This is a genomic window from Luteibacter anthropi (assembly GCF_023699965.1).
Classification (GTDB): domain Bacteria; phylum Pseudomonadota; class Gammaproteobacteria; order Xanthomonadales; family Rhodanobacteraceae; genus Luteibacter; species Luteibacter anthropi.
In genome coordinates this window covers 3251937-3265449 of sequence record NZ_CP077072.1, presented here as the reverse complement: position 1 = coordinate 3265449, position 13513 = coordinate 3251937, and the positions used below count along the sequence as shown (strand labels likewise).

General features: G+C 65.5%; 12 protein-coding genes and 1 riboswitch. Of the genes, 7 read left to right on the top strand and 5 right to left on the bottom strand.

Annotated features, from left to right (window positions below):
• Window positions 1-62: 62 nt before the first annotated feature.
• Window positions 63-818, top strand: coding sequence for a phosphonate metabolism transcriptional regulator PhnF (gene phnF / locus KR767_RS14180; protein WP_166949385.1), 756 nt, complete (start codon window positions 63-65; stop codon window positions 816-818).
• On the opposite strand, the gene KR767_RS14175 is transcribed toward phnF, so the two are convergent.
• The 3 genes from KR767_RS14175 to KR767_RS14165 all read right to left on the bottom strand — a co-directional run bounded on the left by KR767_RS14175 (window position 808) and on the right by KR767_RS14165 (window position 4370).
• Complete coding sequence (locus KR767_RS14175; RefSeq protein ID WP_250876737.1) at window positions 808-1992, bottom strand: TIGR03364 family FAD-dependent oxidoreductase; 1185 nt, start codon at window positions 1990-1992, stop codon at window positions 808-810. The two genes, phnF and KR767_RS14175, sit on opposite strands and share 11 nt — an antisense overlap.
• The gene (locus tag KR767_RS14170) at window positions 1989-3317 is read right to left on the bottom strand and encodes a DUF5690 family protein (protein WP_250876736.1); all 1329 of its coding nucleotides are present in this window, start codon (window positions 3315-3317) and stop codon (window positions 1989-1991) included. The genes KR767_RS14175 and KR767_RS14170 overlap by 4 nt, the downstream gene beginning before the upstream one ends.
• Before the next feature lie 159 nt (window positions 3318-3476).
• Entirely contained in the window at window positions 3477-4370 is an 894-nt protein-coding gene (locus KR767_RS14165; RefSeq protein ID WP_250876735.1) for a LysR family transcriptional regulator, read from the bottom strand.
• 98 nt (window positions 4371-4468) lie between these two features.
• Here KR767_RS14165 and KR767_RS14160 point away from each other — a divergent pair, with 98 nt between their 5' ends.
• The gene (locus KR767_RS14160) at window positions 4469-5293 is read left to right on the top strand and encodes an SDR family oxidoreductase (protein ID WP_250876734.1); all 825 of its coding nucleotides are present in this window, start codon (window positions 4469-4471) and stop codon (window positions 5291-5293) included.
• Between the two features lie 171 nt (window positions 5294-5464).
• Window positions 5465-5560: riboswitch (glycine riboswitch) on the top strand.
• A 42-nt stretch (window positions 5561-5602) separates the two neighbouring features.
• On the top strand, window positions 5603-8473 hold the full coding sequence (gene gcvP / locus KR767_RS14155) for an aminomethyl-transferring glycine dehydrogenase (RefSeq protein ID WP_250876733.1): 2871 nt from the start codon (window positions 5603-5605) through the stop codon (window positions 8471-8473).
• Between the two features lie 126 nt (window positions 8474-8599).
• Here the strand turns inward: gcvP and KR767_RS14150 are convergent, their stop codons facing one another.
• Complete coding sequence (locus KR767_RS14150) at window positions 8600-9616, bottom strand: LysR family transcriptional regulator (protein ID WP_250876732.1); 1017 nt, start codon at window positions 9614-9616, stop codon at window positions 8600-8602.
• On the opposite strand from KR767_RS14150, the gene KR767_RS14145 reads away from it, so the two are divergent.
• The 4 genes from KR767_RS14145 to KR767_RS14130 all read left to right on the top strand — a co-directional run bounded on the left by KR767_RS14145 (window position 9615) and on the right by KR767_RS14130 (window position 12436).
• Window positions 9615-10331 carry an SDR family NAD(P)-dependent oxidoreductase gene (locus KR767_RS14145; protein WP_250876731.1) on the top strand — a complete coding sequence of 239 codons (717 nt, stop codon included), beginning with the start codon at window positions 9615-9617 and terminating at the stop codon, window positions 10329-10331. The genes KR767_RS14150 and KR767_RS14145 overlap by 2 nt on opposite strands.
• Window positions 10328-10795 (top strand): RidA family protein, encoded by a 468-nt coding sequence (locus KR767_RS14140; protein ID WP_250876730.1) that lies wholly within the window; start codon window positions 10328-10330, stop codon window positions 10793-10795. Before KR767_RS14145 ends, KR767_RS14140 begins: the two co-directional genes overlap by 4 nt.
• A 103-nt stretch (window positions 10796-10898) precedes the next feature.
• Entirely contained in the window at window positions 10899-11564 is a 666-nt protein-coding gene (locus KR767_RS14135; protein WP_166949366.1) for a carbonic anhydrase, read from the top strand.
• Window positions 11561-12436 (top strand): bestrophin family protein, encoded by an 876-nt coding sequence (locus tag KR767_RS14130; RefSeq protein ID WP_166949364.1) that lies wholly within the window; start codon window positions 11561-11563, stop codon window positions 12434-12436. The genes KR767_RS14135 and KR767_RS14130 overlap by 4 nt, the downstream gene beginning before the upstream one ends.
• A 4-nt stretch (window positions 12437-12440) precedes the next feature.
• Here KR767_RS14130 and KR767_RS14125 read toward each other — a convergent pair whose 3' ends face one another.
• Window positions 12441-13496 (bottom strand): sulfite exporter TauE/SafE family protein, encoded by a 1056-nt coding sequence (locus KR767_RS14125; protein WP_250876729.1) that lies wholly within the window; start codon window positions 13494-13496, stop codon window positions 12441-12443.
• Between the last annotated feature and the right edge of the window lie 17 nt (window positions 13497-13513).

Here is a 13513-nt window from a genome sequence, read left to right as displayed (position 1 = left end):
TTCCATACTCGCCCTGTGCCTTCATACCGCAGCCAAGGCTGCGCCACAAAGATGCAACCTTGATGGCAAACCGACTCCAGCCACCCGACCGCGATAACGACATGCCGGTCTGGCGCCAGATCGAACAACAGGTGCTCCGGCAGATCCACGACGGCGTGTTGCGCGGCGGCGACCGCCTGCCCTCCGCCCTGGAACTGGCTCGCCAGCTTCAGGTCAACCGCCACACCGTGCGCCGCGCGCTCGATGCGCTGGAAGAACGCGGCGTGGTGCATGCCGAGACCGGCCGGGGCCTGCGGGTGCGTGAAGAGTCCTACGACTACGCCATAGGCAGGCGCACCAGCTTCAGCCGCAACATGAACAACCTCAATGTCACCTCGGGCAACCGCGTACTCGGCACCGCGCTGGTGACGCCGCCACGTCGTGTAGCCGAGTCCCTGGCCCTCGCACGGGGCGAACGGGCCTGGTGGATCGAGTCGTCCGCCCATGCGGAAGGTCGCGTACTCGACCATGGCCAGGCCTGGTTTCCGGCCGTCCGCTTTCCCCGACTGGACGAGGTGTTCCAGCGTACCGGCTCGGTCACCCGTACGCTGGCCGAGTTCGGCGTACCGGATTATTTCCGCTCGTATACCCGTGTCACGGCCCGGCTGGCCGGCGCGGTCACGGCGCGCATCCTCGAACAGGCTGCGGATCTGCCGGTGCTTGAGGTGGAGTCGCTGAACGTGGACGCACAGAATCAGCCCGTGCAATACGGGCTGACCTGTTTCGCGGCGGAAAGGGTGCAGCTGGTGCTGTCCACCCCGGATGTGGTCAGCCGGTAGCGGCGAGCGCCACGGCATCGCGCTGCGGTTGCAGGCGGCCGGACACGATGTCTTCGGCCAGCCCGAAGGACAACGTCATGCCCAGGCCGCCACCGCCCACGCCATTGACGATGGTCACGCCAGGCTCCGCTTCGAGCACCAGTTCGCTGCGGCCCGGCTCGGTCAGTTTCGCGTAGGTGCCGTGCCAGGTCTGCTTGACGTTCCAGTGTGGCAGGTCGAGTACGCCGCGCAGGTAATCCACGATGCGGCCATTGATCGATGTTTCATCGAACGGATCGAGCGTATGCCCGTATTCGTGTGAATCACCGACGGTGATCTCGCCCAGCCCATTCTGTGCAGCCATCACATGGATACCCAGCACCGTGAGGTCGGCGTAATCCACCGCAAGGCGGCTGCGCAGGCGCTCGATGCCCGGCAGGCCATGGAAGCCGCTGTAATGCGCCATCGTCAGGCCACCACACACCACCGGCCCCAGGCGGAACGACGACGGCTGCGCTTCCAGCCGCAACATCTGCAGCTTGCACTTGGTGATGCCCTGGCGATCGTAGAGTTCGGGAAACAGCGTTTCGAAGTCGCTGCCACCGGCCACGTAGATGACGTCGGCGGTATAGCGCCTGCCGCCACTCCAGACCCATGGATGCTCTACCCGCGTCACGGCCTGTCGCCAGTGGAAGGTGACGCCGTAACGCGCAGACAACCACGCCGGCATGGCGCGAATCGCTTCACGTGGATCAACCACGAGTTCGTCATCGCTCAACAGTGCGCCGAGCAGGCCTTTGCTTACCAGTCCCGGCGCATGGCGCAGGGCTTCCCGGGCGTCGATCGCACGGCACGGTCGCAGGCCTGCGTTCGCCTCGGCGTATTCATTCATCACCTGCCATTCGTCGTCGTGCCACGCCGCCACCAGGCTGCCCGACGGCGCGGACCAGGTGCCGGTTTCATCGCAGAACTGCCGCCAGATCGAGCGCGAACGCAGTGCGCGGTCGTAGAGGGGGCCGTTAGGCACGCCGATAGGCCACACCGTACCGAAGTTGCGCACCGAGGCGCCCACGGCGCGCTCATGCCGATCAAAGACGGTGACCTTGTAACCGGCCTCGGCCAGCGCGCGGGCGAGCGCAAGACCCACGATGCCGGCGCCGACGACGATGGCGCCGGGTTGCTGCGAATGACTCATAGCGAATGACGTTCCATGGGCAGGGAGGGAATGGGTGCGACTGCCTCGTGCCTGCGGGCTTCCCGCCAGAACCAGCGGGCAGCGAGGCCGTTGAGGGCAAGCCCCAGCAGACAGGCGAGCAGCACGGCGCGCTCGAAGAAACGTGTCCAGTCGAGATCGAGGCCGGCGAAGGCTTTGGTCAGCAGCACGCCGACACTGCCGAGATAGCCTGCCGCATCGGCAATGCACATCACGAACGAGGCCGTGCCGACAACACGGAAGGTCGCCATGAGGCGCTCGAAGAACACGCCATTGAGCAGGATGTAAGGCAGGTAAAGGCCGAAACCGACCAGCACCATCCACATCAACGGAGGCAGCTTGCCGTTGGCAAAGGCCAGTGTCGCGAAGATCGCACACAGCAGACCCAGCGCGATCATCGCGTGGTTGAGCAACAAGGCACGCATGTTGTCACGCACGAGACTGAGGGCCGCCGTACACAAAAGCACACCGATGCCGATGGGCGTATCGACCTGGCCGAACACCCATGCATCATGGCCAAAGCCCAGGTCACGAAAGATTTCGGTATCGAAGTTCTCGCGAAAATCGCGCAGCACCGTGAGCAACACGTAAAGCGGCACGACCAGCAGAAGCCCCGGCAGGAACCGGCGCACGAAGGCACGCCGGGCCGCGGCATCCATGCTGCCGCGAGGCGCGCGCGCTGCAATGTCTTCTGCATCGGGGCCGGGCAACCGCGACAACACCCGCAACGAAAGCAACAGGGGCGGCACGAACACCAGCCCCGTCAGGAAAGGCATCCAGTGCTCGCTCACACCCGACAGCAGCAGGGCCTTGCCCACACCTTTCACGACTCCGGATGCAAAAATGAAGCTCGACGACAGGATGGCCCCCATCAGCTCCGTGGCACGCCGCCCCTCGATGTAGCCGAACACCAGCCCCCAGACCATGCCCAGGGGCATGCCGTTGAGGAACAGGAAAACGATGCCCAGCGTCGGGGGCACCAACGCAAAACCCAGTAGCGCCACCCACGACACGCCGATCAGGCCAAGGATCGCCCTGCCCCGCTGCCCACCCTGCCACTCGGAAACAAAACGCAGGCCGATGAGCTTGCTGAGCGCGTAACCGAGCACCTGCGCGATCACCAGCCATATCTTGTAGTCGAGCCCGCCGAGGCTCATGCCGTCATAGCTGGCCGCGCTGAACGGCTTGCGGAAGGCGTACATGCACGAATACACGCAGAACGCAGCCAGGCCGGCCAGAAGAGGCATGAGCACCCTCGCCTGCCGTGGAGGCAGGCGGGCGATCCAGTCATCGTGTCGTGTCGTCATGCGAGCCTCCATCGGGTATGAGGCATGCTCGCCGGGCACTGTGGCGTGGCAGTGACGCGACCACCGACAGTCGGGCGGATTGTCTAGACCACTCCCGCCTGCCCGATGCAAGGCCCACCACCTGCACATACATCTGAGCCCTGCAGCCTTCTTCTGAGGCTATGGCGTACGCTCTCGCACGAGATCGATAAACGCACGAAGGCCTGCCGACATATGTCGGTGGGCCGGGTAGTAAACGCTGAGCCCGTTGAAGTACGGGCACCAGTCTTCCAGCACTGGAACGAGGCGTCCGTCGGCAATGTAAGGTGCCACGCTGGATTCGCTGGTCCAGATCAGGCCCAGGCCGTCGAGGGCAGCGGCGATCATGATCCGGTGACTGTCCAGGCCCAGCGGGCCATCCACGTCGATGCGTCGTTCTTCACCGCGTTTCCCGAACTCCCAGCGATACCAGCTGCCGCTGGGCAGGCGGCTGCGGATGCAGGTATGACGTAGCAGGTCTTCTGGTACCAGTGGTTTTTCCCTGCCTTCGAAATACGAAGGCGCGCCGACCACGAGGAAGCGGATGTCGCCCGTGCAACGTACCGCGACCATGTCCTGCGGCACGTTGTCGGTGTCGCGGATGCCTGCGTCAAAGCCTTCGGCCACGATGTCCACGTAGCGCCCTTCCGTCATGAGGTCCAGGCGCATGTCCGGATAACGGCGCAGATAGTCGAAGAACACGGGCTCCAGCAGCATCATGGCGGCGCCCTCGGAGGTGTTGATGCGCAAGGTGCCCGTGGGGCTGTCGCGGAACGCATTGGCTCCTTCCATGGCGGCCGCGATCTCGGACAGCGCCGGTCGTACGCGCGCCACGAATTGCTCGCCTGCCTCGGACAGGGACACGCTTCGCGTGGTCCGGTTGAACAGGCGCACGCCCATGCGCTGCTCCAGCATCGCCACGGCGTGGCTCAGTGCCGAAGGTGACATGCCCATGGCGACCGCCGCACGACGGAAGCTCTGGTGCGTGGCGACCGCCAGCACCGCCTGTAGCTCGACCAGGCCGGCCTTCTGCATTGTGCGAAATCCTGCATCGATTCGTCCCGCACAAGCCTGATTGTTCGGACAGTCCGGCGCAACTAGTTTGGTGTCCGTCACCCACGGAGTCCTTTCCCATGCGCAAGACCGTCCTCATCACCGGTGCCTCCACCGGCTTCGGCAAGGCCACTGCCGAATACTTCGCCGCCCGCGACTGGAACGTCGTGGCCACCATGCGCAACCCGGACGCCGGACAGGCGCTGGCGGCCCTGCCCGGCGTGCTTGTCACCCGCCTCGATGTGGAGGATCGCGCCAGCATCGACAGCGCCATCCGGCAGGGCATCGAGCACTTCGGCGCCATCGACGCGGTGGTCAACAACGCCGGCTTTGGCCTGTTCGGTGTGTTCGAAGGCACCTCGCGGGAGAAAATCCAGCAGCAGTTCGACGTGAACGTGTTCGGGGTCATGGACGTGATCCGCGCCCTGCTGCCGCATTTTCGCGCACGCCGGTCGGGCACCATCGTCAACGTCAGCTCGGGCGCCGGGGTGTTCGGCCTGCCGATGATCTCGCTGTACAACGCCAGCAAGTTCGCGCTGGAGGGGTTCTCCGAGTCGCTGTCGTACGAGCTGGCCTCGCAGGGCATTGCCGTGAAGATCGTGGAGCCCGGCGGCGTGCTGGACACCGGCTTCGGCCACCGTTCGGCCAGCGAGGCCGGCCAGTTGGCCCTGCCCGCCGGGTATGAGGATTTCGCCGCGGCGACCGCCAGGGTGTTCGAGGGCCTGCGCGACAAGCGCCTGGCAACGTCGCAGGACGTGGCGAAGGTGATCTTCGACGCCACCACCGACGGTACCGACCGCCTGCGCTATCTCGCCACGGAGGATATCCGCCCCCTGGTGGAGGCCCGCCGGCAGACCTCCGAGGAAGCCTACATGGCCTTCATGCGCCAGCAGTTCCAGCGCTGATCCTGTAGGAGCGCGCCTTGCGCGCGACCCGGCGTGGCCATGCCCCCGGTCGCGCGCAGGCGCGCTCCTACAGGGTATAATCGGGTGCTTGAAGCACGGTGGGAGAAGCGGACGGATCCGCTGCCGAAGGCGCAACGCCCGTAATCGCTCAGGCCCCCATACCACCGCGCGAGACATCACTCTGGAGAGACCGGTTCGATCCGGCGCCGAAGGTGCAAGGGGCTTCCCCGCCCCCAAACTCTCAGGCAAAAGGACAGAGGGGCGCCCCACGTGCCGGCACGGCACGGTACTTCGGATGCCTCCAACGCCATGAGCCAGAAAACCTCTCCCTCGCTGCGCGACCTCGAGAACCACGGCGCGTTCATCGAACGCCACATCGGTCCCAACGACGCCGAGATCGCCGAGATGCTGTCCGTGGTCGGCCATGCGTCGCTCGACGCGCTGACCGACGCCATCGTCCCCGGCTCGATCAAGTCCCCGGCACCGCTGGCCCTGCCCGCCGCCGTCACCGAGGAAGAGGCCCTGGCGAAGATCCGCGCCGTGGCCGACCGCAACCAGGTGTTCCGCAGCTTCATCGGCCAGGGCTACTACGGCACGCTCACGCCGAACGTCATCCTGCGCAACGTGCTTGAGAACCCGGCGTGGTACACGGCCTATACGCCGTACCAGGCCGAGATCTCGCAGGGCCGCATGGAAGCCCTGATCAACTTCCAGACCATGGTGACCGACCTCACCGGCATGGACATCTCCAACGCTTCGCTGCTCGACGAGGGCACCGCGGCGGCCGAGGCCATGACGCTCGCCAAGCGTTCGGCGAAATCCAAGTCCAACACCTTCTTCGTGTCGAAGGACGTCCACCCGCAGACCCTCGAAATCCTGCGCACCCGTGCCGATGGCATCGGTATCGAAGTGCACGTGGGTGACGATGCGGATGCAGGCAACGTCGACAGCTTCGGCGTGCTGCTGCAGTACCCGAACACCTTCGGCCGCATCAACGATTACAAGGCCCTGGCCGAGGCCACGCATGCCCGCGGCGCCATTGTCTGCGTCGCCACCGACCTGCTCGCCCTCACTCTCATCGCCTCGCCGGGCAGCTGGGGTGCCGACATCGTCGTGGGCAATACGCAGCGTTTCGGCGTGCCGTTCGGTTTCGGCGGCCCGCACGCCGCATACCTGGCCTGCCGCGACGCCTACAAGCGCTCGATGCCGGGTCGCCTGATCGGCGTGTCCGTGGATACCGAGGGCAAGCCGGCCTACCGTCTCACCTTGCAGACCCGCGAGCAGCACATCCGCCGCGAGAAGGCCACGTCGAACATCTGTACGGCGCAGGTGCTGCTCGCCGTGATGGCCAGCATGTACGCCGTGTACCACGGTCCGGAAGGCCTGCAGCGCATCGCCCGTCGCACGCATCGGTTTGCCGCCATCCTGGCCGGCGCGCTGGGCAAGGCTGGCGTCACCGTCGGCAATGACTTCTTCGACACGCTGCATGTCACCGGTGTCGATGCCAAGGCCATCCACGCGAAGGCCGAAGCTGCAAAGATCAACCTGCGCCAGATCGATGCCGGCTCCGTGGGCATCAGCCTCGACGAGACCACCACCCGCGCCGACCTCGTGGCGCTGGCCGCTGTCTTCGGTGCCGACGCCAGCAACATCGACGCGCTGGACGCCGCCACCGCCGACGCCCTGCCGAAGGGCCTGGTGCGCGACCTCGACTTCCTCCAGCACCCGGTGTTCAACACGCACCACAGCGAACACGAACTGCTGCGTTACCTGCGCGGCCTCGCCGACAAGGATCTCGCGCTCGACCGCACCATGATCCCGCTGGGTTCGTGCACCATGAAGCTCAACGCCACCGCCGAGATGATTCCGGTAACGTGGCCGGAATTCGCCAACATCCACCCGCTGGCCCCGGCTGCGCAGGCGCAGGGCTACAAGCAGCTCATCGACGAGCTGGAAGCCATGCTGGTCGAGTGCACCGGCTACGATGCCGTGAGCCTGCAGCCGAACTCCGGTGCGCAGGGTGAATACGCCGGCCTGCTGGCGATCCGCGCCTACCACCGCTCGCGCGGCGAAGGCCATCGCGACATCTGCCTCATTCCCGAGTCGGCCCATGGCACCAACCCGGCGTCCGCGCAGATGTGCGGCATGCAGGTGGTGGTGACCCACTGCGACGCCAACGGCAACGTGGACGTCGAAGACATCCGCAAGAACGCCGAAAAATATTCCGACCGCCTTGCCGCGATCATGATCACCTATCCCTCCACGCACGGCGTGTTCGAGGAAGACGTGGTCGCCATCTGCGACATCGTGCACAAGCACGGCGGCCAGGTGTACACCGATGGCGCCAACATGAATGCGCTGGTCGGCGTGGCCAAGCCGGGCAAGTGGGGCTCGGACGTCTCGCACCTCAACCTGCACAAGACCTTCTGCATCCCGCACGGCGGCGGCGGCCCGGGCGTGGGTCCGTGCGCGGTCAAGTCGCATCTTGCCCCGTTCCTGCCGCGCACCTTCGGTGGCGAGGGCGAGGTGGGCATGGTCAGCGCGGCCAGCTTCGGCTCGGCTTCGATCCTGCCGATCTCCTGGATGTACATCACGCTGATGGGCACCGAAGGCCTGCGCAAGGCCACCCAGGTGGCCCTGCTCAACGCGAACTACATCGCAAGGCGCCTGGCTCCGCACTACAAGACGCTCTACACCGGTCGTAATGGCCTGGTGGCGCACGAGTGCATCCTCGACCTGCGTCCGCTGAAGGACGTCACGGGCGTGGGCGCCGAAGACGTCGCCAAGCGCCTCATCGACTTCGGCTTCCATGCGCCCACCCTGTCGTTCCCGGTGGCCGGCACGCTCATGGTCGAGCCGACGGAAAGCGAATCGCAGCACGAACTGGATCGCTTCATCGACGCCATGATCCAGATCCGCGAGGAAATCCGCGCAGTGGAAGACGGTCGCCTGGATCGCGAGGACAACCCGCTGCGCAACGCCCCGCACACGGCCACCATGGTCACGGGCACCGAGTGGTCGCACGCTTACCCGCGTGAGCTGGCTGCGTTCCCGCTGCCGTCGCTGAAGCTGTCGAAGTACTGGCCGCCGGTGTCGCGCGTGGACAATGTCTACGGCGACAAGAACGTCATGTGTGCGTGCATCCCGGTGGATGCGTACAAGGAAGATATCGAGGCGTGATGTACCTGCGCGCGGCCGGACGTACCGTCATGTCCGGTCGCGCACAGGGGCACAGCAGCTCTTGTAGGAGCGCGCCTGCGCGCGACCATTCGTGCCGCGATAACCGGTCGCGCGCAAGGCGCGCTCCTACAGAGTTATCGGGTGCCAGTAGGGGCTTTGCCAGGCTTTCAGGGCTTCGAGGAATACCCGCAGGCGCGATGGCATGAACCGTCGCGTCGGATAGACGGCATGCACCGGGATCACCGGTGACGACCACTCCGGCAGCAATCGCACCAGCTCACCGCTCTCCAGCCGCGCGTCGCAATAGCCCGATGGCAGGAAACCCACGCCGTGGCCGCGATACACGAACGCACTCACCGAATTGAAGTCGCTGCCCGACAGCGCGCCGGACACGTGCACCTTCACCGATCGACGCCCCTTCACCAACAGCCAGTCGGTTTCGTTGTTGCGCGCATTCAGCAACACGCACGCATGCGACGACAGTCCCTCCGGCGTCGCAGGTACGCCATGAGCTTCCACATAAGCTCGCGTCGCCACGACATAGCGCACGCTGTCACCGATCCGCTGCGCCACCAGTGATGAGTCTTTCAACTCGCCAAAACGAAGACCCACATCGACGTTCTCGGCAACGAGGTCGACGAACGCATTCGTCACCGACAGCTCGATCTGGATGCGCGGATACGCGCGCATGAAGGCCGACACAAAATCGAAGAACTCCCCCTGCCCCAGCACGGCAGGCACCGAGACACGCAACAGCCCCTCCGGATCGCGCTGCGTTTGCGTCAACGTACGCTCGGCATCCTGCAATCGCTCCAGCGGCTCGTCGCAGGCTTCCAGATAGGCCCGCCCCTGTCCGGTAAGGCTCAGCTTGCGCGTGGTCCGCTGGAGCAGGGTCACCCCGAGGGTTTCCTCCAGGTCGCCCACGCGCCGGCTGACCGTCGAAACGGGCATCCCCAACGACCGGGCGGCCCGGGAAAAGCTACCCAGCCGGGCCACCCGCACGAAGATGGCGATGTCGTTGAGATCCAGCACGAAACTTTTCCATTGATGGGAAAGATATTCCATATATTCCCATCTAATCGCCAAATCCAGTACTTCCCATACTTCGCCCCAGTCATTCCACCATCGACTGGAGGCAGTCATGAAAACCGTCATCATCACCGGCGCATCGCAGGGTATCGGCGCCGGGCTCGTCAATCTCTTCCTTGAGCGTGGCGACAACGTGGTGGCCACCTCGCGCCGGGTCAGCCAGTCTCGTGAGCTGCTGCCCTCGGATCGCCTGGCCCGCGTGGATGGCGATATCGCCGACCCGGCCACGGCAGATGCAGTGCTCGCGACCGCCGTGGAACGTTTCGGCGGCGTGGATGCCCTGGTCAACAACGCAGGCATCTTCATCGCCAAACCGTTCGTGGAAACCACCATCGAGGAATACCGCAGCCTCGTGGCGACCAATCTCGACGGCTTCCTGCATATCACCCAGCGCGTTATCGCGCGCATGCTGCGCCAGCGCACGGGCGGCAGCATCGTGAGCATCACCTCCCCGCTGGCACAGAACCCTATTGCAGGCCTCAACGCCGCGGCGTCGATGATCACCAAGGGTGGCATCGAGGCCGCGACGAAGAACCTCGCCATGGAGTACGCCGGGGACGGCATCCGGGTGAACACAGTATCGCCAGGTATCGTGGACACGCCGCTGCATGCCACCAATCCGAAGGATTTCCTGGCCACCCTGTCGCCGATGAAGGGCATTTCCAGCGTGGATGAAGTCGTAGACGCCGTGGTCTTCCTGACCGAAGCACCGCGCATCACCGGGGAGCAGGTTCGCGTCGATGGCGGCGCGCACCTGGGCAAGTGGTGAACGGCTCGGCGGAAAGCCGACTGGCGGCGCTGGGCTTGAGCCTGCCGCCGGCACCCACACCGTTTGGCAGCTATGTCGAAGCGGTGCGCGTCGGCGACATGGTGTACTTCAGCGGCATGCTGCCCGCGGTAGGGCACGACCTGCCGATCCTGGGCCGGCTGGGTGCGGAACTGACCGTCGAGGAAGGCCACAAGGCGGCGCAGATGGCCGTGCTGAGCGGCCTGTCGGCCGCCAGGGCCTTCCTGGGTTCGCTGGACCGGGTGACCCGGGTGGCGAAGCTGGGCGTGTATATCGCCACGGCCGGCGATTTCCGGGAACACCCCCGGGTGGCCGACGGGGCATCCGACGTGATGCGCGCCGTCTTTGGTGAGGCCCTGCTCTCCGGCCGCGTGGTGCTGGGCGTGGCGAGCCTGCCCCTGGGCGTGCCGGTGGAAGTGGAACTGCTGCTGGAAGCCGCAGGCTGAGGGCGCCTCCGTACGCCTTCGCATTCGCCTCATTGAGCTTTGTCTTAAACTTCGCTCCCTACCCCGCCGCACTTTGCGGCGGGGTTCATTCCAAGGTGAGCGCATGACCCAGGAAACCCCTCGCGACGAAAGCCTGCTCGGCCTGCTCAAGGGCGTCGAGAAGTTCAGCCACAAGGTCTTCCAGGACAACAAACCCCTGTTTGACGAACTGGCCGGCAGCCAGAGTCCGCACACCCTGTTCATCACCTGCGCCGATTCGCGGGTGGTGCCCGAGATGATCACCCAGACCGAGCCGGGCGAGCTGTTCGTCTGCCGCAACGTCGGCAATATCGTGCCGGCCTATGGCGAGATGATGGGCGGCGTGTCGGCGGTGGTCGAATACGCGGTGACCGTGCTGAAGGTGAAGAACGTCGTCATCTGCGGCCATACCGACTGCGGCGCCATGAAGGGCCTGCTCAATCCCGAGTCCACGAAGGACCTGCCCACCGTGGAAGCCTGGCTGCGCAATGCGCAGGCAGCAAAGAGCGCCGTATTCGCGCGCAAGCTGGAAGGCGCGGAAGCGCTCCAGGCCACGATCGAGGAAAACGTGCGCCTGCAGCTTGCGCACGTGCGCACGCATCCTGCCGTGGCCGCCGCACGGGCCAATGGCGAGATCACCCTGCAGGGCTGGGTCTACAACATCGGCGATGGCAGCGTGGTCGTGCTCGATGAGAAGACGGATCACTTTGTGCACCTGTCCGACGCCATCCAGCACGAGCACGCCGCGTGATCCTCCCGGGGCGCGCGCATCTGGGCCATATCCTGCGTTACGTGGGCCGGCCGCTGATCTGGCTGCTGGCGTGGGACGTGGCCGTGACGGTGTTCTGGTATTTCAGCCACCCGCGCTGGGCTGAGTTTCCGGCGCTGCCGGTGACCCTGCTCGGCTCGGCCGTGGCGGTATACCTGAGCTTCCGCAACACCACCGCCTATGCGCGCTGGTGGGAGGCGCGCACCCTGTGGGGCGCCATGGTGAACACATCGCGCACCCTCGCCCGTGAAGCCCTCACCCTGCTGCCACGCCGTGACGTGGCGGCCACGGTGGCGCACCGGCAGATCGCCTACGTGCACGCCCTGCGCATGCACCTGCGTCGCCAGTCGCCCTGGGACGACCTGGCCAACCGCCTGCCGGCCGACGAGGTGGAACGCCTGCGCGGCGTCGCCAACGTACCCAACGCCATCCATGCGCGCACGGCGACGATCATCGCAGGCACCGAACCCGATCCGATCCTGCTCGCCGCCCTGTCACGCACCCTGAGCGACATCTCCAATGCGCAAGGCGGCATGGAGCGGATCAAGAACACGCCGCTGCCGCAGCAGTACGCGACTTATCCGGCCATCTTCACCCACGGCTTCTGCCTGCTGCTGCCGCTGGGACTGGTGGAAACGCTGGGCCTGTACACGCCGCTGGGCTCCACCGTGGCGGGCTTCCTGTTCCTCGCCCTGCTGCAGATCGGCAACGACATGCAGAATCCGTTCGAGAACCTGGAAGACGACGTTCCGCTCACCACCCTCACCCGCGCCATCGAGATCGACCTGCGCGATGGTCTTGGCGAAGCGCATGGACTGGAACCGATGAAGCCGGTGGACGGCATTCTCTGGTAAGTCGTCAGAAGCGATATTTTTCCACTTCGTCGCCGCGCTGCACCGATAGTTCGAAACTGCGTTCGCCAAGCGAATGCACGGCTTCGACCACGACCCGGTCGGCGCCCGCCGCGAGCTGCTCCGCCTGCTCGCGAATGCCATCGGGAAGGTCGGCCAGACCGATCAGGTATTCGATTTCCGTCGGCTCGTGCCGGCGGAATTCCACGGTCACCTCGCGGCCGAAACCGGCCAGTCGCGCATTGGTGCCGCCGGCCACCCGCTGGGTGCTCACCCCGATGCCATGCGTCTGTACCAGGGCATGGCTGGCCATGGCCGTCATGGCGATACCAGCGGTCACCATCGAGCCATAGGCCAGCCGGCGGAACAGCGCCTCGCTCAGCAAGGGCAGGATGCGGCGTACGCCAAAGGTGGATATCACCGCCGCGATGGCGAGCACGGCACCGGCACCGACGGCTTCCCGCGTCACCAGCCCGAAGTACACATAGAGCACGATCTTCAGCAGGTGCAGGATGATCTCGTTCGCCGCACGGGTCGCGACGATGCGCTCCTTGTCGAGGCCATAACGCAGGTAGAAGCCATTGAACAGCAGGCCTACCGCACCGGTCAGGCCCGAAACGAAGCCCGCACATAAGCCGATGACACCCAGCAGGCCCGGCCCCGGTGCTGCACGCGCCATCGTGAGTCGAGGCTTGCGCCATAACATGGGCAGGTTGGCCAGCAGGAACAGCCCGATCAGCAGCTCGGCGTACACCGGGCTCACATGGCCCAGCAGCCAGGCGCCCACGCACGCCCCGGGAATCGAAAACGGCACGAACCAGCGCACGATGCGCCATTCCACATGGCGCAGGAACAGGCCGATGCGGGTCATGGAGCTTACGGCGCTGCCGATGGACAGCGCCACCGGCACCTGGGCCATGGGCAGGCCAAGCCTGAGCACGGGCATCAGCACCAGCCCGGCTCCACCGCCGCTGACGGCACTGATGGCAAAGGCGGCAAGCGTGGCGAAAAAGACGAGGACGAAGAACATGGAACCGACGGCGGGGGGGAGTGCGCGGATCATCCGACCCCCTACTTAGG